The organism is Streptomyces sp. HUAS YS2 (assembly GCF_033343995.1).
In the GTDB taxonomy this organism is placed as follows: domain Bacteria; phylum Actinomycetota; class Actinomycetes; order Streptomycetales; family Streptomycetaceae; genus Streptomyces; species Streptomyces solicathayae.
Window position 1 is genome coordinate 6,679,196 of record NZ_CP137573.1, and the last position, 20,971, is coordinate 6,700,166.

18 protein-coding genes are annotated in these 20,971 nt (G+C 74.4%); 9 read left to right on the top strand and 9 right to left on the bottom strand.

Going from position 1 to position 20,971, the window contains the following annotated elements:
• Positions 1-377 precede the first annotated feature (377 nt).
• Both R2D22_RS30985 and fxsA read left to right on the top strand, forming a co-directional pair.
• The gene (locus R2D22_RS30985) at positions 378-1,157 is read left to right on the top strand and encodes a polyprenol monophosphomannose synthase (protein ID WP_318108210.1); all 780 of its coding nucleotides are present in this window, start codon (positions 378-380) and stop codon (positions 1,155-1,157) included.
• Between the two features lie 63 nt (positions 1,158-1,220).
• Positions 1,221-1,814 carry an FxsA family membrane protein gene (gene fxsA, locus R2D22_RS30990; protein ID WP_318108211.1) on the top strand — a complete coding sequence of 198 codons (594 nt, stop codon included), beginning with the start codon at positions 1,221-1,223 and terminating at the stop codon, positions 1,812-1,814.
• 77 nt (positions 1,815-1,891) lie between these two features.
• Here fxsA and R2D22_RS30995 read toward each other — a convergent pair whose 3' ends face one another.
• The 4 genes from R2D22_RS30995 to yczE all read right to left on the bottom strand — a co-directional run bounded on the left by R2D22_RS30995 (position 1,892) and on the right by yczE (position 5,353).
• On the bottom strand, positions 1,892-2,266 hold the full coding sequence (locus tag R2D22_RS30995; RefSeq protein ID WP_026278069.1) for an RNA polymerase-binding protein RbpA: 375 nt from the start codon (positions 2,264-2,266) through the stop codon (positions 1,892-1,894).
• Positions 2,267-2,521: 255 nt separating this feature from the next.
• Entirely contained in the window at positions 2,522-3,880 is a 1,359-nt protein-coding gene (locus R2D22_RS31000; RefSeq protein WP_318108216.1) for an MFS transporter, read from the bottom strand.
• A gap of 43 nt (positions 3,881-3,923) precedes the next feature.
• The gene (locus R2D22_RS31005; protein WP_318108217.1) at positions 3,924-4,688 is read right to left on the bottom strand and encodes a glycerophosphodiester phosphodiesterase family protein; all 765 of its coding nucleotides are present in this window, start codon (positions 4,686-4,688) and stop codon (positions 3,924-3,926) included.
• The gene (gene yczE / locus R2D22_RS31010) at positions 4,685-5,353 is read right to left on the bottom strand and encodes a membrane protein YczE (RefSeq protein ID WP_318108218.1); all 669 of its coding nucleotides are present in this window, start codon (positions 5,351-5,353) and stop codon (positions 4,685-4,687) included. Before yczE ends, R2D22_RS31005 begins: the two co-directional genes overlap by 4 nt.
• 103 nt (positions 5,354-5,456) lie before the next feature.
• On the opposite strand from yczE, the gene R2D22_RS31015 reads away from it, so the two are divergent.
• Positions 5,457-6,956, top strand: a complete 1,500-nt coding sequence (locus tag R2D22_RS31015; RefSeq protein ID WP_318108219.1) for an SCO1417 family PLP biosynthesis transcription factor — start codon at positions 5,457-5,459, stop codon at positions 6,954-6,956.
• A gap of 90 nt (positions 6,957-7,046) precedes the next feature.
• Here R2D22_RS31015 and R2D22_RS31020 read toward each other — a convergent pair whose 3' ends face one another.
• Together R2D22_RS31020 and R2D22_RS31025 are read right to left on the bottom strand one after the other, a co-directional pair.
• Positions 7,047-8,648, bottom strand: coding sequence for a hypothetical protein (locus R2D22_RS31020; protein WP_318108222.1), 1,602 nt, complete (start codon positions 8,646-8,648; stop codon positions 7,047-7,049).
• Between the two features lie 43 nt (positions 8,649-8,691).
• Positions 8,692-8,886, bottom strand: coding sequence for a hypothetical protein (locus tag R2D22_RS31025; protein ID WP_318108223.1), 195 nt, complete (start codon positions 8,884-8,886; stop codon positions 8,692-8,694).
• Between the two features lie 299 nt (positions 8,887-9,185).
• Here R2D22_RS31025 and R2D22_RS31030 point away from each other — a divergent pair, with 299 nt between their 5' ends.
• From R2D22_RS31030 to R2D22_RS31055, 6 genes are all read left to right on the top strand, one after another.
• Entirely contained in the window at positions 9,186-9,578 is a 393-nt protein-coding gene (locus R2D22_RS31030) for an ankyrin repeat domain-containing protein (RefSeq protein ID WP_318108224.1), read from the top strand.
• A 231-nt stretch (positions 9,579-9,809) separates the two neighbouring features.
• Entirely contained in the window at positions 9,810-11,225 is a 1,416-nt protein-coding gene (locus tag R2D22_RS31035) for a HEAT repeat domain-containing protein (protein WP_318108225.1), read from the top strand.
• Between the two features lie 499 nt (positions 11,226-11,724).
• Entirely contained in the window at positions 11,725-12,861 is a 1,137-nt protein-coding gene (locus R2D22_RS31040) for a glycosyltransferase family 4 protein (protein ID WP_318108226.1), read from the top strand.
• On the top strand, positions 12,858-14,036 hold the full coding sequence (locus R2D22_RS31045) for a glycosyltransferase (RefSeq protein WP_318108227.1): 1,179 nt from the start codon (positions 12,858-12,860) through the stop codon (positions 14,034-14,036). The genes R2D22_RS31040 and R2D22_RS31045 overlap by 4 nt, the downstream gene beginning before the upstream one ends.
• Positions 14,033-14,986, top strand: a complete 954-nt coding sequence (locus R2D22_RS31050; protein WP_318108228.1) for an SGNH/GDSL hydrolase family protein — start codon at positions 14,033-14,035, stop codon at positions 14,984-14,986. Before R2D22_RS31045 ends, R2D22_RS31050 begins: the two co-directional genes overlap by 4 nt.
• On the top strand, positions 14,983-18,606 hold the full coding sequence (locus tag R2D22_RS31055; protein WP_318108230.1) for a hydantoinase B/oxoprolinase family protein: 3,624 nt from the start codon (positions 14,983-14,985) through the stop codon (positions 18,604-18,606). The genes R2D22_RS31050 and R2D22_RS31055 overlap by 4 nt, the downstream gene beginning before the upstream one ends.
• Positions 18,607-18,694: 88 nt before the next feature.
• On the opposite strand, the gene R2D22_RS31060 is transcribed toward R2D22_RS31055, so the two are convergent.
• Genes R2D22_RS31060 through R2D22_RS31070 form a run of 3 tightly spaced genes read right to left on the bottom strand, consistent with a single transcriptional unit; the run spans position 18,695 to position 20,933 of the window.
• Positions 18,695-19,558 (bottom strand): 5-oxoprolinase subunit C family protein, encoded by an 864-nt coding sequence (locus tag R2D22_RS31060; protein ID WP_318108232.1) that lies wholly within the window; start codon positions 19,556-19,558, stop codon positions 18,695-18,697.
• On the bottom strand, positions 19,555-20,172 hold the full coding sequence (locus tag R2D22_RS31065) for a 5-oxoprolinase subunit B family protein (RefSeq protein ID WP_318108233.1): 618 nt from the start codon (positions 20,170-20,172) through the stop codon (positions 19,555-19,557). The genes R2D22_RS31060 and R2D22_RS31065 overlap by 4 nt, the downstream gene beginning before the upstream one ends.
• Complete coding sequence (locus tag R2D22_RS31070; RefSeq protein WP_318108235.1) at positions 20,169-20,933, bottom strand: LamB/YcsF family protein; 765 nt, start codon at positions 20,931-20,933, stop codon at positions 20,169-20,171. Before R2D22_RS31070 ends, R2D22_RS31065 begins: the two co-directional genes overlap by 4 nt.
• Positions 20,934-20,971 lie beyond the last annotated feature (38 nt).

A 20,971-nucleotide genomic window follows, 5' to 3' on the forward strand; every position in this document is an offset into this window, starting at 1 on the left:
TCCACCACGGGACGTCCGACCGGTTCACACCTCCACGCAGTCGTCGAACGCCGCTGGGTCATGGGACGGGGCGCGCCACGACCGGCGCGCTCCCGTTCCGGAGCCAGGTTCAGCGCCCGCGCCTCGGGGGCGAGGGAAGGTTTTTCCGGCGGAGGGTGTGATCCGGGTGGGGCCCGGGCGTTCAGTAGACAACGGCTCTCGGCAACCCGCAGCCAGCGGGGCCCAGGTCGGCCCGAAGGACGCCGGGCCCCTATCCGCAGCACATCCGGAACCTTCCGTGCCGGATCGGCGCGCCCCGCCGCGCGCGCCCGCACCGTCGACCTGCGCGAAGGGGTCGCTATGGTGGGGACTCGCGAACGGACGTCAAAGGGGCAGCAGTGAACGACGGTGGCCAGAGGCGATACGGCCCGCTCGGCAGAGCGTTGGTGATCATCCCGACCTACAACGAGGCCGAGAACATCAAGCCGATCGTCGCCCGGGTGCGGGCATCCGTCCCCGACGCGCACATCCTCGTCGCCGACGACAACAGCCCCGACGGCACCGGCAAGTTCGCCGACGAGCTGGCCGCCGGCGACGACCACGTCCACGTCCTGCACCGCAAGGGCAAGGAGGGCCTCGGCGCCGCGTACCTGGCCGGCTTCCGCTGGGGCATCGAGCACGACTTCGGCGTCCTCGTCGAGATGGACGCCGACGGCTCGCACCAGCCCGAGGAACTGCCCCGGCTGCTCACCGCGCTCAAGGGCGCCGACCTCGTGCTCGGATCCCGCTGGGTCCCCGGCGGCCGGATCGTGAACTGGCCCAAGTCCCGCGAGGTCATCTCCCGCGGCGGCAGCCTCTACTCGCGCGTCCTGCTCGACCTCCCGCTGCGCGACGTCACCGGCGGCTACCGGGCCTTCCGCCGGGAGACCCTGGAGGGCCTCGGCCTGGACGACGTGGTGTCGGCCGGCTACTGCTTCCAGGTCGACCTGGCCCGCCGCGCGGTGGCGGCCGGCTTCCACGTGGTCGAGGTGCCGATCACCTTCGTCGAGCGCGAGATCGGCGACTCGAAGATGAGCAAGGACATCCTCGTCGAGGCGGTCTGGCGGGTCGCCGGCTGGGGCATCGGCGACCGCGCCCGCAAGGTCGGCAAGCTGCTCGGCCGCGGGTCCGCCCGCTGAGCCTCCCCGGCCCCTGTCCCTCCTTTACGACGTTCCTGCCGGGGGCCAGGCACACTGGGGGGCATGACGACCGGCGCACCGCCTCCCACCACCCCGAAGCGCTCCCGAGCGCGCACCTTCCTCCCGCTCGCCCTCGCCGTCTGGCTGGTCCTGGAGATCTGGCTGCTGACGGTGGTGGCGGGCGCGGTCGGCGGGCTGACCGTGTTCCTGCTCCTCGTCGGCGGCGCTGTGCTCGGCGCCGTCGTGATCAAGAAGGCCGGGCGGCGCGCGTTCGCCAACCTCTCCGAGACCTTCAAGGAGGCCCAGGCGGCGGCGCAGAGCGGCCTGGCCCCGACTGCCGGCCGTAACGGCTCGGACGACCGCAACGGCTTCCTGATGCTCGGCGGTCTGCTCCTGATGATCCCCGGCCTGATCTCCGACGTGGCCGGTCTGCTGCTGCTCGTGCCGCCGATCCGCTCGGCTCTCGGCCGGTACGCGGAGAAGGCTATGAAGCGCCGGATGATGGCGGCCGCGGCGCCGGGCAGTCTCCAGGACGCCTTCCAGCAGGCCCGCATCCACCGCCCGGACGGGAAGGTGGTCCAGGGCGAGGTCATCCGCGAGGACGCGTCCCAGGGGGCCCGGCCGACCCAGGAGCCCCGCCCGCCGATCACGCCGTGATCCACGCACAACGCCGCGGGGCCCGGTACACACTCGGTGTACCGGGCCCCGCGGCGTTGTGCTGACCGGGTCGTCCGCTAGGCGGACTTCCGGCTGTCGCGCGGATGCACGGCGATGTTCATGGCGCCGGAACGCAGGACCGCCAGCCGCTCGGCCAGCACCTCCTCGAGCTCCTCGCGGGTGCGTCGCTCCATGAGCATGTCCCAGTGCGTACGCGCCGGCTTGCCCTTCTTCTCCTCGGGGCCGTCCCCGTCAACCAGGAGTGCCTGGCTTCCGCAGACCTTGCACTCCCACTCCGGCGGAATCTCCGCCTCGACCGAGAACGGCATCTCGAAACGATGCCCCTTCTCGCATGCGTACTCCACCGCCTGGCGCGGGGCCAGATCGATGCCGCGGTCGGTCTCGTAGCTGGTCACCACGAGGCGCGTGCCGCGAAGAGCTCGCTCACTCATGAATCGTGCCTCCCGGGCTTGTCGCCCACAGGACAGGTGTCGCTGTCGTCGTCATCCGGTCAACGTCCGGTCGGCGGTAAAGATTCCCGTTGCGGGTCATGCGTCGCCCGTCGTGCCGCCCCTTGTTGTACCCACCAGTGCCCGGTTTGTCACATCTGGCAGCAGATGTCACCCAGCGCTTTCACCAAGTCGGCACGCAGTAACGGTCCGGCTGGCAGGCCAAAGGTGTACACTACCGGACTTTCGTTCCGGCGTCTAAATCCGCGCGGGTACGGGGTTGCCCGCGGCGGCCACCGCCTGCCGCACCGGCACCCGCGCGAGCAGCACGAATCCCACCAGGAAGAAGATCACCAGGGAGATGATCGCATCCCGGTAGCTGCCGGTCAGCTGATACGCGAGACCGAAAACCAGCGGTCCCAGCCAGCTCAGCCCCCGGTCGCTCATCTCGTACGCGGCGAAGTACTCCGCCTCCTTGCCGCGCGGCACCAGATGCGAGAACAGGGACCGGGACAGCGCCTGGCTGCCGCCCAGCACCAGACCGATCGCCGCCGCCAGACAGAAGAACGCCACCGGAGCCCCGGCCGGCAGGAAGTAGCCCGCCGCCAGGATCAGCGTCCACACCGCCAGCGAGGCCAGCACCGTGCGCTTCGCCCCGTACGTACGGGCCAGCCGGCCCATCCCGAGAGCGCCCGCCACCGCCAGCACCTGCACCAGCAGCACCGCCGTGATCAGCGTCGTCTGCTCCAGCTTCAGCTCCTCCGAGCCGTAGATCGACGCCTGCGAGATCACGGTCTGCACGCCGTCGTTGTAGATCAGGTACGCCGCCAGGAACGACAGCGTCAGCGGATACCGGCGCATGTCCCGCAACGTCGCGACCAGCTGCTTCCAGCCGCTGCCGACCGCGTGCTCGCGCACCGCGGGTTCCATCCGCCGGTCCCGCAGCCGGCGCAGCGGCACCAGCGTGAACGCGCCCCACCACAGACCGGCCGACGCCAGACAGATCCGTACCGCCGTGCCCTCGCTCAGCCCGAACGCGTCGTGCTGCGAGTACAGGACCAGGTTGAGCACGAGCATCAGCGCGCCCGAGGTGTACCCGAACGCCCAGCCGCGCGAGGAGACCGCGTCCCGCTCGTCGGGCTCGGCGATCTGCGGCAGATAGGCGTTGTACACGACCGTCGACACGGACAGCGAGGCGTTCGCCACGATCAGCAGGAACGCCCCCAGCAGGTAGCGGTCGCCCTCCAGGAAGAACATGGCGGTCGTCGCGGCCGCGCCCACGTAGGCCGCGGCGGCGAGTATCGGCTTCTTCCGGCCGGTCCGGTCCGCGGCCGCGCCGACCAGCGGCATCAGGAGCACCGCGATGACGATCGACGCCGACACCGCGTACGCGAAGAGCGAGCCGGCCCGCACGGGTATCCCGAGCGGGTGCACGAAGCCCTCGGTGTCCGCGGCCTTCTTGGCCACCGCGGTGAGATACGGGCCGAGGAAAACGGTCACCACGCTCGTCGAGTACACCGAGCAGGCGAAGTCGTAGAAGTACCAGCCGCGCTGTTCGCGCTTGCGGTCCGCCGGATCGGCCGTGCGGCCCTCCGGTTCGGCGGTGTCAGCGGTCACGTCCGCGGCCCCCTTGATTCGTCCCCGATGCCGGGACGCGCGCTCAGCTCCACGCGCCCCGAGCGGTCAGGACGTCGCGCAGCGTCTCCAGATGATCGGTCATGATGCCATCCACTCCCAGGTCGAGGAGAGAGTTCATCCGCTCCGGATCATTGATCGTCCACACGTGGACCTGGACCCCGCGCGCGTGCGCCGCCCGGACGAAGCGCCGGTCCACCACCCGGATCCCGCCCTGGCTCTCCGGAACCTGCGCCGCCACCACGCCCGCGCGCAGCGCCGCCGGCACGCCGAACGACCGCAGCCGCAGGCCGACGACCCCGCGCACGCCGTACGAGGTGGCGAGCCGCGGCCCCGCCAGGCGCTGCGCCCGGGCCACCCGGCCCTCGTCGAAGGAGCCCACGCAGACCCGGTCCCAGGCGCCGGTCCGGCGGATCAGGTCGACCAGCGGCTCCAGCGAGGACTCCGCCTTCAGGTCCACGTTCCAGCGGGCCTCGGGGAACTCGTCGAGCAGGTCCTCGAAGAGCGGCAGTGGCTCCTTGCCCGCCACCCGCGCCTCGCGCACCGCACTCCACGGCAGGTCCCGGATCCGGCCGGCGGTGTCCGTGACCCGGTCCAGCGTCGTGTCGTGGAAGGCCACCAGCACGCCGTCGGACGTGGTGTGCACATCGGTCTCGAAGTAGCGGTAGCCCGTCGAGGCGGCGCGCCGGAACGCGGCCGCGGTGTTCTCCAGGCCGTCCGCCGTACCGCCTCGGTGGGCGAACGGAATCGGGGCCGGGTGGTCCAGGTAGGGGTGTCGTACGCGAGTCACGCACGCAGTATGGCCTGCTCCGGTGTCCCCGAGGCGACGACCGTGCTGACGGCGCCCTCCTGCGGGACGGCGAAGAAGCGGAGGAAGAACTGCGCCAGCGGGCCGATGCTCAGCGCGTACAGCACCGTGCCGACGCCCAGCGAGCCGCCGAGCAGGAAGCCGGTGGCCACCACGGCCACCTCGATGGCGGTGCGGACCAGCCGGATCGAACGGCCGGTGAGCCGGTGCAGACCGGTCATCAGGCCGTCGCGCGGGCCGGGGCCGAAGCGGGCGGCGATGTAGAGGCCGGTGGCGAGGCCGTTGAGCACGACACCCAGGACCATCAGGCCGATCCGCCAGGCCAGGTCGTGGGCGTCCGGGACGAGCGCGAGGGTGCCGTCCATCGCGATGCCGATCACGAAGACGTTGGAGACCGTGCCGAGCCCCGGCTTCTGCCGGATCGGGATCCACAGCAGCAGCACGATCGCGCCGACGATGATCGACACGACTCCGATGGTCAGTCCGGTCCGCTCCGCGAGACCCTGATGGAGGACGCCCCAGGGCTCCAGGCCGAGCCCGCCGCGCACGAGCAGCGCCGAGCTCACCCCGTACAGCGCCAGCCCCACGTAGAGCTGGGTGAGGCGGCGGGTCAGGTGCCGGCCGCGGAGGCCGGAGGCGATGGACATGGAAGTACCCCCCTGTCTGGTGGATGTGGACTGACACATGACACTCTGTGGCGGGGGAGTGGACCCCAACCATGGCCAATTCGAGGAAGGTGGACTGAATTCCATGGCTGACTGGACTTCAGCAGTGGGTGCGGCGCAGCTGGCCCGCCAGCTCTCGGCGCAGCAGCCCCGGCCCGCGGGCCCCGGGGCCCGCAAGCCGCCCGCCTACCGCGCGCTGGCCGACGGCATCCGGCTGCTCGTCCTGGAGGGCCGGGTCCCGGTCGCCGCCCGGCTGCCCGCCGAGCGGGAACTCGCGCTCGCGCTCACCGTGAGCAGGACGACGGTCGCCGCGGCGTACGAGGCGCTGCGCGCGGAGGGCTTCCTCGAGTCCCGGCGCGGCGCCGGCAGCTGGACCGCCGTCCCGGCCGGCAACCCGCTGCCCGCGCGCGGGCTCGAACCCCTGCCGCCGGAGTCGCTCGGCTCCATGATCGACCTCGGCTGCGCGGCGCTGCCCGCGCCGGAGCCGTGGCTCACCCGAAGCGTCCAGGGTGCCCTGGAGGAACTGCCTCCGTACGCGCACACCCACGGCGACTACCCGGCGGGCCTGCCCGTGCTCCGGCAGATGATCGCCGACCGCTACACCGAGCGCGGCATCCCGACCATGCCCGAACAGATCATGGTGACGACCGGCGCGATGGGCGCCATCGACGCGATCTGCCACCTCTTCGCCGGGCGCGGCGAGCGGATCGCCGTCGAGTCGCCGTCGTACGCGAACATCCTCCAGCTCATGCGCGAGGCCGGCGCCCGGCTGGTCCCCGTGGCCATGGCGGAGGGCCTCCGCGGCTGGGACCTCGGCCGCTGGAGGCAGGTGCTGCGGGACGCGGCGCCGCGCCTCGCGTACGTCGTCGCCGACTTCCACAACCCGACCGGCGCGCTCGCCGACGAGGACCAGCGGCGGCAGCTCGTCGACGCGGCCCGCTCGGCCGGGACGGTCCTCGTCGTCGACGAGACGATGACCGAGCTGTACCTGGACGACGACATCGTGATGCCACGGCCGGTCTGCGCGTTCGACCCGGCCGGGGCGACGGTGCTGACGGTCGGCTCCGCGAGCAAGGCCTTCTGGGCCGGGATGCGGATCGGATGGGTGCGGGCCGCGCCCGACGTCATCCGCTCGCTCGTCGCGGCGCGCGCCTACGCGGACCTGGGCACCCCGGTCCTGGAGCAGCTGGGCGTGCACTGGCTGATGCGGACCGGCGGCTGGGAGCAGGCGGTCTCGATCCGCCGCGCCCAGGCCAGGGAGAACCGCGACGCGCTGGTGGCGGCGGTGCGGGCGGAGCTGCCGGACTGGGAGTTCCAGGTCCCGAAGGGCGGCCTGACGTTGTGGGTCCGCACCGGCGGCCTGTCCGGCTCGCGGCTCGCCGAGGTCGGCGAGCGGGTCGGTGTCCGGGTGCCGTCCGGCCCGCGCTTCGGCGTCGACGGCGCGTTCGAGGGCTATGTCCGGCTCCCCTTCACGGTCGGCGGCCCGGTCGCCGAGGAGGCCGCCGCCCGCCTCGCCGCCGCCGCCCGCCTGGTCGCCTCCGGCGCGGCGACGGGCGCGGAACCACCGCGGACGTTCGTGGCCTGACGCGCGGCGGCATCGGCCACCTGACGTGGAACGGCCCGTACATGGCGCGCTCGCGCGCCGCGTACGGGCCGTTCTTTCGGGCTCTGCCGGTCAGGTCTCCGCCGTGACCGCCGCGTGCTGCTGCGTCGACTCCGTGTCCGGCTCCGAGAGCAGGTCCTGGTCCGGGACCGGGTCCGGCGCGAGCGCGCTGGCGCGCGGCGGCAGCAGGGACGTGACCGCCTGGCGGTGCGCGGCCGGGGCCGCGTCGTCGTACGGGTCGGGCGTCGCCGGGACCTGGAGGCGCAACACCGGGGCCGTGCCCAGGCGGGCGTAGCCGCGGCCCGGGGGGACGTCCGGCGTCGGCGTGGTGTGCGGCTCCGTGCCGAGGACCGACGCGGTCTGCGCCGGGGACGCCGGACCGAGCACGACCCGGGCCCGGGTGTGGCTCCGTACCGCCTCGCCGACCGCGTCCACGCTGTCGAACTGTTCCGCCACCACCACGGTGACCTGCGCCGCCCGGCCGTGCCGCAGCGGCACCTGGAGCAGGGTCTGCGGGTCGGTGCGGTCGTCCGCCGCCGCGAGGTGGGTGAGGACGCTCGGCCGGTCGAGCAGGAGCCACAGCGGCCGCTTGGTGTCCTCGGGGGCGGGCAGGCCCGCCTGCCGGGCGCGGTTCGCCGCGATCAGCCGCCGCTCGGTCTCCTGCGCCGCCCATTCCAGGCTCGCCAGAGCTCCGGACAGCCCGCACTCCACCGCGAGCACCCCGGCCCGTCCGGCCAGGCACGCGTACTCGCCGGTGCCGGCCCCCTCCACGATCAGCACGTCGCCGTGCGGCAGGGCCTGCAGCGCGATCGAGCGGAGCAACGAGCTGACGCCGCTGCCGGGCTGGCCGACGACCAGCAGGTGCGGCTCGGTGGAACGCGGCCCGGTGCGCCAGACCACCGCCGGCGCGTCCTCCTCGCCCTCCGCGGTGACGACCGGAACGGTCCGCTGCACCGTGTCCGCGTCGGTGAAGCCGAGCACCGTCTCGCCGGGCGCGGTCACGAACCGCTGCGCCGCGATCGCGGTCGGCAGGGGCGCCAGAACGGTCATGACGAGCTGGTTGCCCTCCTCGTCCCAGTCGAACCGGTACTCCCGGCCACGCCCGGACTTGGCGTGCAGCAGCTGTTCGATCCGGGCCCGGGACGCGGCCTCGCCGTCGGTGAAGTACGCCGGGTACTTGATCCGCAGCCGGGTCAGCCGGCCGTCGTCGTCGAAGGTGTGGTCGCCGAACGCGCTGCTCCATTCGCCGCCGTGGGCGAAGAGCGGCGCGGGGTCGTCGGGTACCGAGAAGTACGGCACGAGCGCCTCGTACAGGCCCTGCAGTCGGGCCAGTTCGGCCTCGTCGGGGCCCGTCTTGACGACGGGCCGTTCACGCCCCTTCCACGCGGCCGCGCCCATCACCCCGACGAGCGCCAGCAGGGGCCCGTACGGGACGAGTGCGACGACCAGGACGCAGGCCGCGACCAGGAACAGCGTGGGACCGCGTCGTTCCTTGGGGGTCGCGGCCCACTTGGCGCGCGCGGTCGCGGCCAGCCTCCGTAGACCACGGGTGATCGTGATCAGCGGATGGAGCACGTCGGTGGCGCTGTCGGCGGCCGTGCGAGCGATCTCTCGACTGCGAGCGATCCGGTCGCTGCCGCTGGTCAGAATGCGGGGGAGTGGTCGCCGGGCCACGTCGTACTCCTGGAGTTGTGGAAGGGGCTGTGGGGCGTCGGCGTCAGAACTTGATGCCGCCCAGGAGGCTGGCCAGGCTCTGGCCGCCCGCGGTGATGCTCGGTGCGATCGCCGTGCCGGCCAGGTAGAAGCCGAACAGCGCGCAGACGAAGGCGTGGGATGCCTTGAGTCCGTCCTTCTTGAAGAACAGGAAGCAGATGATTCCGAGCAGCACCACACCTGAGATGGACAGGATCATTTGGGGTTCTCCTGGTTGAGGGGACAGTCACCATGAGTCCTTCCAGGTTCACAGGAAGTATTGATGCGATAAAAGGTGCAAACGGGTGAAATGAGGGCGATTTCACTTGACCGGCGGACGTGAGGGCGTTCCCCGGGTGGCGAAAGCCCCGGGGTGCGGTAGGAGGGCCGGTCGTCGCACCGCCCGCGGGTGATCTTTGCCGTGGACGCGCCCCCTCATGTCGTGTGACGGGCAGTACCCTGTCGATTCACTCGTACGGCTGCGGTTGCCGTGCGCGGCCGGCAAGGAGGCGGAACACGATGAGCGAGACCCCGGACCCCGAGGTCGTCGAGCTGGCGACCAAGGTCTTCGACCTCGCGCGCACCGGCGACGCCGACACCCTCGCCGCGTACGTCGACGCGGGCGTCCCCGCGAACCTCACCAACGACCGGGGCGACTCCCTCGTGATGCTCGCCGCCTACCACGGCCACGCTGACGCCGTCGCGGCCCTGCTCGCCCGGGGCGCCGACGCCGACCGGGCCAACGACCGTGGTCAGACCCCGCTCGCCGGTGCGGTCTTCAAGGGCGAGGACGCCGTCGTCCGCGCGCTGCTCGCCGGCGGGGCGAATCCGGAAGCCGGGACTCCGTCCGCCGTCGACACGGCCCGCATGTTCGGCAAGGCCGAGCTCCTGGAACTGTTCGGAGCCCGGTGAACGGGTACTGAACAGCAGGTGAGAGCGGTGCCGTAAATGTGGTCGACGTCCGGAAACGGCTGGGTCATCATGACGGCAAGCCCACAGGGGGCCACCGACGAGAGGCAGCGGAAGATGGTCATCACCAAGCGACGGACGACGAGCGGCTCGACATGTTGCCGCGCGGCCTAGGCGATCACCCCTGTCCGGTTTTCCCCGGTTGCGTCGACAGCTTGATGTGAGGCATTTTCCATGTTCGATCCAGTCATAGCGCCGAGCGGCACACTGCTCGGCCTGTTGCAGAGGGGCCGCGGCGACGGCACCCTCCACGCGCTCGCCGCGCCACGTGCCGAGGCGCTGGCCGCCCTCAACCACTGCGTGCTGCACGACCCGCGTCAGGACTGGCGGGTCGAGAACCGCTCCCTCTACTACGCCCGCCTCTACCTGGACCTGCACGGCGGTCTCGACGAGATCGAGGCGCACCTGTTCGGGGCCGAGGACCACTTCGACACCGAGGACTCCAGGACCGGGCTCGCGCTCGCCGTCCTGGGACACCTCGCCGCCTACGGCCGCCGGGACGCCCTCCTCCTGCTCCGGCGCTACGCGGCGACGGGGTCGAACTGGGCCTGGGCGCTCGACGAACTCGCCCTGCGCGACGACGACGCCGGCCTGCGCGCGCTCGCCCTGCCCGTCCTCGGCCGCTTCCCGGCCGGACCGGAGGGCGACGCCGAGCTGGCGAGCGCCGTCCGCGACGCCTTCGAGCCCCGGCCCTGGCGGCTGTGGGCCGAGGACCAGCGGGACGTCGTCGGCGCCCGCGTGCGCGCCGCGCAGGAACAGGGGTCGTTCGACCGCTGGACCCGCCAGATGCGGCCGACCGGGCCCCGCCCCGGCTGGAGCGTCCAGGCCGTCTTCGACTGGGCCCAGCAGGGCCTGGAGCGCGGTTCGGTGCTGCACGGGCCCGCCGCCCGCTGCCTCACCGCCGTCGCAGGGCCCGACGACCGGCCCGCCATCGTCGAAGCCGCCCGCAGCGGACCCGACGGGGCGCGCTGCGCCGCCCTGCACTACCTGGCCGAGGCCCGTGACCCTGCCGTGCTCGACCTGATCGAGGCCGCGACGACCGACCCCTCCCGGATCGTCGCGGAAGCCGCCGTCAGTGCCTTCGAGCGGATGTGCGGCGAGGCCGCCGTCGACCGCGCCCGCGGCTGGGTGCACCGTCCTGACGCGCTCGGCGCGTCGGCCGCCGCCGTACTCGCCGACCGCGGCGCGGCGCACGACGCCCCGCTCGTGCTCGGCGCCCTGCGCCAGACCGTCCGCTCCGACGGCCCCGACGCGACCGCCCTGTACGCGCTCGTCGACGGCGCCGGCCGGCTCGGAATCGCCTGCGCCGCGCCCGTCCTGCGCCACGTCTACCGCGAGACCTCCTCGTCCGAGCTGCGCGGCCGCACCGCCCGCGCGCTCGCCGCGACCGACCCCACGTACGCGACCGGTTTCGCCGTCGAGTGCCTCTGGGACTGCGAGGAGACGACCCGCGAGATCGCGGCCCAGCACGCGGAGACCGGGGACGTCCGGGTCGCCGAACGATTGCGCCGACTGGCCGCCGACCCGGCCGAGGAGGCCGAGGTCCAGGACGCGATCCACAACCGGATCGGCCCGGATCTGCAGGTCTGACGGGACGAGGACCGGACAGGCCCGGCCCCGAGCCGCGACCGTCGCAGGTCGACCCGCTCGGGACCGGTTCGGAGGTCCGAGGTCCGAGTCCGACCGGACGGTCGCGACCGGTCCCGGGGCCGCCCGACCGGACCGGGACCAGGGCACTCGCAGGCCCGACCGGCTCGGTCGGCGCCCCGGCTTCCGATCGGCGACCGGCCGACCGCCGGCCGATCGGCCCGGGACCGGTAGCACCGCCGGGCCGGGGCCCCGGCCCGGCGCGCGGGTGGTGTCGCCCGGCGCGGTCGTAGCCCGCCGCGCGGGCCCCGCCCGGTGCCCGGCGGAGCACGCGCAGCGCCGTGGCTCCGGGCCGTCGGCGTGCGGCGCGAAGCCGCTTACGTGGAGAGGCCCCGGCCCGCCCTCGCCCCCGCGCAAGGGCGGGGGAAACGCTCATGGGACGTTCGGCGGGCGGAAAGATCCACGTTGAAGGGGGAACCCCGGGCCCGACGACAACACGGGTATGCGTGTCGTCATCGTCACCGAATCCTTTCCCCCCGACGTCAACGGTGTGGCGCACTGCGCCCTGCAGACCGCCCGGCATCTCGTCCGGCGCGGTCATGACCCGCTCGTGATAGCCCCGGCCGCGCCGCACGCCGGCGCGGCCGCCGCCCCGGACGCCGCCGCACCCTGCCCCGTGGTGCGCGTCCCGTCCCTGCCGCTCCCCGGATATCCGCAGGTCAGAGTCGCCCTGCCGAGCCGCCGCGTGGCGGCCGCGATCGCCGCGCACCGCGCGGACGTCGTGCACCTCGCCAGCCCCTTCGTGCTCGGCGTGCGCGGCATGACCGCCGCCGCCCGGCTCGGCATCCCCGCCGTCGCCGTCTACCAGACCGACCTCGCCGGTTACGCGCGTACCTACGTCGGCGCCGGCGAGGCCGCCGCGTGGCGGCGGCTGCGCGCCGTGCACGCCGCCGCCGACCGGACCCTCGCGCCCTCCTCCGCGGCCGTACGGGACCTGGAGGAGCACGGCGTCCCCCGGGTACGGCTCTGGCAGCGGGGCGTCGACGCCGTCCGGTTCCACCCGGAGCGGCGCGACGAGGCCCTGCGCCGCACCCTCGCGCCCGGCGGCGAGGTGCTCGTCGGGTACGTGGGCCGGCTCGCCCCCGAGAAGCGCGTCGACCTCCTCGCCGGGGTGTGCGGGCTGCCGGGAGTCCGCGTCGTCGTGGTCGGCGACGGGCCGAGCGAGTCCGGGCTGCGGGCCACCCTGCCCGGCGCGGTGTTCCTGGGGCGGCGCACCGGCGACGAACTGGCCCGGATCTTCGCCTCGCTCGACGTGTTCGCGCACACCGGCCCGTACGAGACCTTCTGCCAGACCGTCCAGGAGGCGATGGCGAGCGGCGTGCCCGTCGTCGCCCCCGCCGCCGGCGGCCCCCTCGACCTCGTCGACCACCGCACCACCGGCTTCCTGGTACCGCCCGACGACCCGGAGGCCCTCCGCGCCGCGGTCGCCGCGCTCACGGCCTCCGCCGACCTCCGCGCGGTCCACGGCCGCGCCGCCCGCGCGGCCGTACGGACCCGCACGTGGGAGGCCGTCGGTGACCAGCTCCTCGGCCACTACACGGAGATCCTGGACGCCCGTCGCACGGCGGTGGCGGCATGAGCGGCATAGACGGCATAGGCGGCCCGCGCGGCTCCCGCGGGCTGCGGATCGTACGGGTGGCCAACTTCGTGACCCCCACCTCGGGCGGCCTGCGGACCGCCCTCGACCGGCTGGGCCGGGGCTACCTCGCCGCCGGCCACGAACCGGTGCTCGTCGTCCCCGGCACGGCGTACGACGACCGGATCACCGAGCAGGGCCGGATCGTCACGCTCCCAGGGACCGTCCTGCCCGGCACCGGCGGCTACCGCGCGCTCGCCGACCGGGGCCGGGTCCGGCGGCTGCTCGACGAGCTCGCGCCGGACCGCCTGGAGGTCAACGACCGGACGACCCTGCGCTGGACGGGGGAGTGGGCGCGGCGCGCCCGCGTCCCGTCCGTGATGGTGTCCCACGAGACCGCCGACGGCGTGCTCCGCACCTGGGGCGTGCCGCCCGCCGCCGCCGCGCGCGCGGCGGACCGCCTCAACCGGCGCAGCGCCTGGGCGTACTCGCGGATCGTGTGCACGACCGAGTGGGCGGAGCGCGAGTTCGTCCGCATCGGGGCGCGCAACGTCGTCCGCGCCCCGCTCGGCGTGGACCTCGACCGCTGCCGCCCGGACCGCCGCGGCGCCGTGCCGCGGGCCCGGTACGCGGACGGCGCACCGGTCCTGCTGCTGCTCTGCTCGCGCCTGTCGGTGGAGAAGCGGCCCGGCACGGCACTGGACGCGCTGGAGGAGCTGCGCGCGGCGGGGGTCCCGGCCGCCCTCGTGGTGGCCGGCGAGGGGCCGCTGCGGGCCGCCCTGGAACGGCGGGCACGGGCCCGCGGGCTGCCGGTCCGGTTCCTCGGACACGTCGCCGACCGCGAGGCGCTCGCCGACCTCCAGGCCGCCGCGGACATCTGCGTCGCCCCCGGACCGGCCGAGACCTTCGGCCTGTCCGCCCTGGAGGCGCTGGCCTGCGGCACCCCCGTCGTGGCGAGCGCGTCCTCGGCGCTCCCCGAGGTCCTCGGGGACGCGGGCGCGTCCGCCCCCGACGACCCCGCGGCCTTCGCCGCCGCGATCCGCACGCTGCTCGCCGCACCCGAACCCGCGCGCCGCGCCCGCGCCCGTACCCGCGCCGAACTCTTCTCCTGGGACCGCTCGACCGCCGCCTTCCTCCGCGCCCACGACGCCCTCACCACCGAGGGAGCCTCCCGATGACGACGACCGACACCCCACCGGTTCCGGCCCCGGCCCCGGCGCAGAGACCGGCCCGGGGACCCGACCGGCCCCCCGGCCGCCCCGCCGCTCCGGAGACGATCCGCTTCGCCGTCCTCGGCGACTCCCTCAGCGAGGGCGTCGGAGACCGGGTCGACGGCCGGTGGCGCGGCTGGGGCGCGCTGCTCGCCGAGCATCTCGGCGGTCCCGAACACCCCGTGGAGTTCCGGAACTTCGCCGTCAGCGGAGCCCTCAGCGCGGACGTCGCCGCCTCCCAGGCCCCGCGGGCCCTTGCGTTCCGGCCGCACCTGGCCGCCGTCGTCGTCGGCGTGAACGACACACTCCGCCGGACCTTCGACATCGCACAGCTCGCCGGCAGCCTCGACCGGACCTGCGGCGACCTCGCCGCCACCGGGACCGTCCTCCTCACCGCCTGCCTGCCCGACCCCGGCCGGATGCTCGGCCTGCCCCCGCCGCTCGCCCGGCCGCTCGCCCGCCGTCAGCGGGCCGTCAACGCCGTCGTACACGCCCTGTGCGGCCGGCACCGCACCGTCCACCTCCACCTCGCCGACCCCGGCTGGACCGACGACCGCACCCTGTGGAGCGCCGACCGGCTGCACCCGGGCGAGCGGGGGCACCGGGCCATCGCCGCCCGGTTCCACGCGCTGCTCACCGCCGAGGGCTTCGCCCACGGTGCGCCGCCCGCCCGCGAACCCACCCAGCCGCCGCCCAATCGCGCCGACACCCTGCTCTGGCTCGCCACCTCCGGCACCGGCTGGGTCGTCCGGCGCTGCCACGACCTGCTGCCCCAGCTGCTGGTCCTCGCCGGCGCAGAGCTCCGCCACTGGGCCCAGGGCACCGGCGTCCGGCTCGACCACCGCGCCGAACACGCCCTGAACGCCGCACTCGCGGCCGTGTCACTCGACGTCCCCCGCGCCAGAATGGGGGAATGACCGGGCGCTGGGAGTTCTGGATCGACCGTGGCGGCACCTTCACCGACGTCGTGGGACGCCGCCCGGACGGCCGCCTCGTCACCCGCAAGCTGCTCTCGCACGACCCCGCCCGCCACCAGGACGCCGCCGTCGCCGGCATCCGCCTGCTCCTCGGCCTCGGCCCCGACGACCCGGTCCCCGCCGACCGGATCGACGTCGTCAAGATGGGCACGACCGTCGCCACCAACGCCCTCCTGGAGCGCCGCGGCGAACCCACCGTCCTGCTCGTCACCGAGGGCTTCCGCGACGCGCTCCGCATCGCCTACCAGAACCGCCCCCGCCTGTTCGACCGGCACATCGTCCTGCCCGAGGCGGTGTACGAGCGGGTCGTCGAGGTTCCCGAACGGGTCGACGCGCACGGCCGCGTCGTCCGCCCGCTCGACGAGGACGCAGTCGCCGCCGCCCTGCGCACCGCCCACACCGACGGCTACCGCAGCGCCGCCGTCGTCCTGCTGCACGGCTACCGCCACCCGGACCACGAGGCACGGATCGCCGCCCTCGCCCGCGCCGCCGGGTTCCCGCAGGTCAGCTGCTCGCACGAGGTCAGCCCGCTGATCAAGCTCGTGCCGCGCGGCGACACCACCGTCGTCGACGCCTACCTCTCGCCGATCCTGCGCCGCTACGTCGACGAGGTGGCCCGCGAACTCGCCGGAATCCGGCTGATGTTCATGCAGTCCAACGGCGGGCTGCGCGAGGCCGCCCACTTCCGCGGCAAGGACGCCGTCCTGTCCGGCCCGGCCGGCGGCGTCGTCGGCATGGCCCGTACGTCCCGGCAGGCCGGCCACGACCGGGTCATCGGCTTCGACATGGGCGGCACCTCCACCGACGTCTCCCACTACGCGGGCGAGTTCGAGCGCGAACTCGGCACCCAGGTCGCCGGCGTCCGGATGCGCGCGCCGATGATGAACATCCACACCGTCGCGGCCGGTGGCGGCTCGGTGCTGCACTTCGACGGCCGCCGCTACCGCGTCGGACCCGACTCGGCCGGAGCCGTCCCCGGCCCTGCCTGCTACCGCCGCGGCGGCCCGCTGACCGTCACCGACGCCAATGTGATGCTCGGCCGGGTCCAACCCGCCCACTTCCCCGCCGTCTTCGGCCCGGACGGCGACCAGCCGCTCGACGCCGACGTCGTACGGGAGAAGTTCACCGCCCTCGCCGACGAGGTCGGTGGCGGCCGGAGCCCCGAGGAGGTCGCCGCCGGCTTCCTGGAGATCGCCGTCCTCAACATGGCCAACGCCGTGAAGAAGATCTCCGTCCAGCGCGGCCACGACGTCACCCGCTACGCCCTGACCAGCTTCGGCGGCGCCGGCGGCCAGCACGCCTGCGCGGTCGCCGACGCCCTCGGCATCGACACCGTCCTCGTCCCGCCGCTCGCCGGCGTCCTCTCCGCGTACGGCATCGGCCTCGCCGACGCCACCGCCCTGCGCGAGCAGTCCGTCGAGACCGAACTCGACGCCGCCGCGCTCGCCCACGTCGAGGAGCTGTGCGCCGAACTCGCCGACCGCACCCGCGCCGAACTCCGCGCCGACGGCCTCCCCGACACGGCGATCGGCACGCGGGCCCGCGTCCTGCTGCGGTACGCCGGCACCGACGCGAGCCTGCCCGTCCCGCTCGGCCCGGTCGACCGGATGACCGAGGCGTTCACCGCCGTCCACCGCGCCCGGTACTCGTTCACCATGGACAAGCCGCTCGTCGTCGAGGCCGTCCAGGTCGAGGCGACCGGCGCCGCAGGCCCGCACGAGCCGGTCACCGCCGACCGGTCAGCCCGCCCCGGCCCCCTCACCCCGTACGACACCGTCACCACGCACACCGACGGCGATCCCCGTGACACCCCGCTGTACCGCCGCGCCGACCTCCGCCCCGGCGACACCGTCACCGGCCCCGCGATCGTCGCCGAGGCGGACGCCACCACCGTCGTCGACCCCGGCTGGCAGGCCACCGCCACCGAACAGGGCCACCTGCGGCTCACCCGCGCCACGGCCCGGCCCGCCCGCGTCGCCGTCGGCACCGAAGTCGACCCGGTCCTCCTGGAGGTCTTCAACAACCTCTTCATGGCGATCGCCGAGCAGATGGGCGTCCGCCTGGAGAACACCGCCCACTCCGTCAACATCAAGGAACGCCTCGACTTCTCCTGCGCCCTGTTCGACGCCGAGGGCAACCTGATCGCCAACGCCCCGCACATCCCCGTCCACCTCGGCTCCATGGGCGAGTCGATCAAGGAGGTGCTGCGCCGCCGCGCCGGCGACCTGCGCCCCGGGGACGTCTACGCGATCAACGACCCGTACCACGGCGGCACCCACCTGCCCGACGTCACCGTCGTCACCCCCGTGTTCGGCCCCGACGGCGCCGACCTGCGCTTCCTCGTCGCCTCCCGCGGCCACCACGCCGAGATCGGCGGCATCACCCCCGGCTCCATGCCCGCGTTCAGCCGGACCGTCCACGAGGAGGGCGTCCTCTTCGACAACTGGCTGCTCGTGCGGGACGGGAGGCTCCGCGAGGACGAGACCCGCGCCCTGCTCACCGGCGCCGCGCACCCGTCCCGCGACCCCGACACCAACCTCGCCGACCTGCGCGCCCAGATCGCCGCCAACGAGAAGGGCATCGAGGAACTCCGCGGAATGGTCGACCAGTTCGGCCTCGACGTCGTCCAGGCGTACATGCGGCACGTCCGTGACAACGCGGAGGAGTCGGTGCGCCGGATCGTCGCGGGGCTGCGCGACGGCTCGTACCGCTACGAGACCGACGGCGGCGCGGTCATCGAGGTCGCGGTCCGCGTCGACCGGGAAGGCCGGTCCGCGGTACTGGACTTCACCGGTACCTCGCCGGAGCAGCCCGGCAACTTCAACGCGCCGAAGTCCGTGGTGACGGCGGCCGTCCTGTACGTCTTCCGCACCCTCGTCGACGACGACATCCCGCTCAACAGCGGCTGCCTGGAACCCCTTGAGGTGCGCGTGCCGGACGGGTCGATGCTCGCGCCCGCGTACCCGGCGGCCACCGTCGCCGGCAACGTCGAGACGTCCCAGGCGGTGACCGGCGCCCTGTACGCGGCCCTCGGCGTCCAGGCCGAGGGCTCGGGCACCATGAACAACCTGACCTTCGGCAACGACCGCGTCCAGTACTACGAGACGGTGGCCAGCGGCTCCGGCGCGGGCGACGGCTTCGACGGCGCGGACGCCGTCCAGACCCACATGACCAACTCCCGGCTCACCGACCCGGAGATCCTGGAGTGGCGCTACCCGGTCCGCGTCGACGCGTTCGAGGTACGGCGCGGCAGCGGCGGCCAGGGCCGCACGCACGGCGGCGACGGCGTGGTGCGCCGCCTGCGCTTCCTGGAGCCCATGACCGTCGCCCTGCTGACCGGCCACCGTCGCGTCCCCCCGTACGGCATGGCGGGCGGCGCGCCCGGCGCCCTCGGCGAGAACGAGGTGCGGCGCGCCGACGGCACGACCGAGCGCCTGGAGGGGGTGGCCACGGTCGAGGTCGGCCCCGACGACGTCCTGATCCTGCGCACGCCGGGTGGCGGGGGGTACGGCAGTCCGCCAGGGCCGGAAGGCGGCGGCTGCGCACCGACGGCCTCTTGAACCGTTGCGGGCATGCGTTCGCGGGGCGGAACGAGTGGGCACAACCCCGGAGACCGCTTCGCGCACGGGACCGCCCACCCCAGGGGCCTCACCGGTACGGCAGGAACCGCACCGGCGTCCCCGGCCGGGCCTGCGCCGCCGCGGCCAGGTCGTCCTCCCGGACGACGGCGATCACCGGATAGCCGCCGGTCGTCGGGTGATCGGCGAGGAACACCACCGGCCGCCCGTCCGGCGGGACTTGGACCGCGCCCGAGACCATGCCCTCGCTGGGCAGCTCGCCGGCAACGGCCCGCTCCAGCGCCGGCCCCTCCGTGCGCAGCCCGATCCGGTTGCTCGCCGAGGACACGCGGAACGTCGCCGAGGCCAGCGTCCGCAGCGCCTCGCCCGTGAACCACCCGTCCCGCGGCCCGAGCCGCGCGCGCAGCACGAGGATCTCCGGCGGCCCCGGCCAGGGAGCCGCACCGACAGCTCCCGGTACGAAAGAGGCTGCTCCCAGCGGCACCACGGCCCCGTCCGTCAGCGGCTCCGGCCCTAGCCCGGACAGCAGATCGGCCGACCGGCTGCCGAGTACGGGCTCCACCGCGATCCCGCCGCCGAAGCCCACGTACGACCGCAGCCCGCGCACCGCCGCGCCCACCTCCAGGAGCGCCCCGGCGGGGACGCGTACCGGCGCACCCCAGGCGGCGGGGCGGCCGTCCACGGTCACCGGGCACGGCGCGCCGCCGACCGCGACCGTCACCGCGCCGCGCGGCCGTACCGCGCAGCCGGTGACCGTCGTCTCCAGGACCGCCGCCCCCTCCGGGTTGCCGACCAGCCGGTTGACCAGCCGCGCCGCGCCGGGGTCGAGCGCGCCGGACCGCGGCACCCCGAGGTGGGCGTGTCCGGGCCGCCCCTGGTCCTGCACGGTGGTGAGCGCCCCGGCCCGTACGACGGCGAACGCGCGGTCGGTCATCGGCCGGCCGCCGTGAACCGCACGGGCGTGCCGGGGGAGAGCAGCGCGGCGGGCTCCCGCGCCGTGTCCCACAGGACCGCGTCCGTGCTGCCGATCAGCTGCCAGCCACCGGGCGACGAGCGCGGGTACACCCCGGTGTACGGCCCCGCCAGCGCGACCGCCCCCGCCGGTACGGCGGTGCGCGGAGTGGCCCGGCGCGGCACCTCGTACCGCGCGCCGAGCCCTGTCAGGTACCCGAACCCGGGCGCGAACCCGCAGAACGCGACGGTGAATTCGGCCGCGCTGTGGATCCGTACCGCCGCCTCGGGCGAGACCCCCCACAGTGCGGCGACCTCGGCGAGGTCCGGCCCGTCGTAGCGGACCGGCACGACGACCGGGTCGGCGGCCCGCTCGGGCAGCTCGGCCAGGTCCCAGCCGGGCAGTTCGGCGGCGAGCCGGCGCGTCTCGGCCAGGCCGTCGAGCAGCACGGTCCGGGCCGCCGGCACGATCTCCCGAACGGCAGGCAGCGCGCCGGCCGCCCGCCGCCGCAGCAACTCCGTGTGCAGCGCGCGGACCTGGGCGCCGTCGTCCAGCTCGACCAGCAGCGCGTGGTCGCCGACCGGCCGCGTCCTCATACGAACGCCTCCACGCGCACTCCGGAGGTCTCGAGGCGCTCCCGCACCCGGCGGGCGAGGTCGACCGCCCCCGGGGTGTCACCGTGCAGGCACAGCGACCGCGCCCGCACCGCGACCGACCGCCCGCAGTGCGAGGTGACCGTCCCGAACCGGGCCATGGAAACCGACCGTTCGACGACCTGGGACGGGTCGGTGACGACGGCGCCCTCCTGTCCCCGGGGCACGAGGGTGCCCTCCGCCGTGTACGCCCGGTCGCCGAACGCCTCGGTGACCACCGGGAGTCCGGCCTTCTCCGCGACCGTGTGCAGCCGCGACCCGGGCAGCCCGAGCAGCGGCAGCCGTTCTCCACTGAGCAGTACGCCGTCCACGACCGCGCCCGCCTGCTCCTCGTCGCGCACCACCCGGTTGTAGAGCGCGCCGTGCGGCTTGACGTACGAGACCCGCGTGCCGGCCGCCCGCGCGAACACCTGCAGTGCGCCGATCTGGTACGCGACCTCCGCGGTCAGCTCCTCGGCCGGGACGTCCATCGAGCGGCGGCCGAAGCCGGCCAGGTCGCGGTACGACACCTGGGCGCCGATCCGCACCCCGCGCTCGGCCGCCAGCGCGCAGACCCGGCGCATCGTGACCGCGTCCCCGGCGTGGAAGCCACAGGCCACGTTGGCGCTGGTGACCACCGACAGCAGCTGCTCGTCCTCGGTCAGCCGCCAGCGGCCGAAGCCCTCGCCGAGGTCGGCGTTGAGGTCGATCGAGGCCCACGTCATGGGGTGGTGTCCCTCCTGCCGGTGCTGTGCGGTCGCTC

Excerpts from the sequence above, each read along its gene's own strand:
- R2D22_RS31065 (WP_318108233.1), bottom strand. The coding sequence starts at position 20,172 with ATGAGGACGCGGCCGGTCGGCGACCACGCGCTGCTGGTCGAGCTGGAC.
- R2D22_RS31050 (WP_318108228.1), top strand. The coding sequence starts at position 14,033 with ATGACGACGACCGACACCCCACCGGTTCCGGCCCCGGCCCCGGCGCAG.
- R2D22_RS30995 (WP_026278069.1), bottom strand. The coding sequence starts at position 2,266 with ATGAGTGAGCGAGCTCTTCGCGGCACGCGCCTCGTGGTGACCAGCTAC.
- R2D22_RS31025 (WP_318108223.1), bottom strand. The coding sequence starts at position 8,886 with ATGATCCTGTCCATCTCAGGTGTGGTGCTGCTCGGAATCATCTGCTTC.
- R2D22_RS31040 (WP_318108226.1), top strand. The coding sequence starts at position 11,725 with ATGCGTGTCGTCATCGTCACCGAATCCTTTCCCCCCGACGTCAACGGT.
- R2D22_RS31055 (WP_318108230.1), top strand. The coding sequence starts at position 14,983 with ATGACCGGGCGCTGGGAGTTCTGGATCGACCGTGGCGGCACCTTCACC.
- fxsA (WP_318108211.1), top strand. The coding sequence starts at position 1,221 with ATGACGACCGGCGCACCGCCTCCCACCACCCCGAAGCGCTCCCGAGCG.
- R2D22_RS31060 (WP_318108232.1), bottom strand. The coding sequence starts at position 19,558 with ATGACCGACCGCGCGTTCGCCGTCGTACGGGCCGGGGCGCTCACCACC.
- yczE (WP_318108218.1), bottom strand. The coding sequence starts at position 5,353 with ATGTCCATCGCCTCCGGCCTCCGCGGCCGGCACCTGACCCGCCGCCTC.
- R2D22_RS31030 (WP_318108224.1), top strand. The coding sequence starts at position 9,186 with ATGAGCGAGACCCCGGACCCCGAGGTCGTCGAGCTGGCGACCAAGGTC.
- R2D22_RS31015 (WP_318108219.1), top strand. The coding sequence starts at position 5,457 with ATGGCTGACTGGACTTCAGCAGTGGGTGCGGCGCAGCTGGCCCGCCAG.
- R2D22_RS31035 (WP_318108225.1), top strand. The coding sequence starts at position 9,810 with ATGTTCGATCCAGTCATAGCGCCGAGCGGCACACTGCTCGGCCTGTTG.
- R2D22_RS31045 (WP_318108227.1), top strand. The coding sequence starts at position 12,858 with ATGAGCGGCATAGACGGCATAGGCGGCCCGCGCGGCTCCCGCGGGCTG.
- R2D22_RS31070 (WP_318108235.1), bottom strand. The coding sequence starts at position 20,933 with ATGACGTGGGCCTCGATCGACCTCAACGCCGACCTCGGCGAGGGCTTC.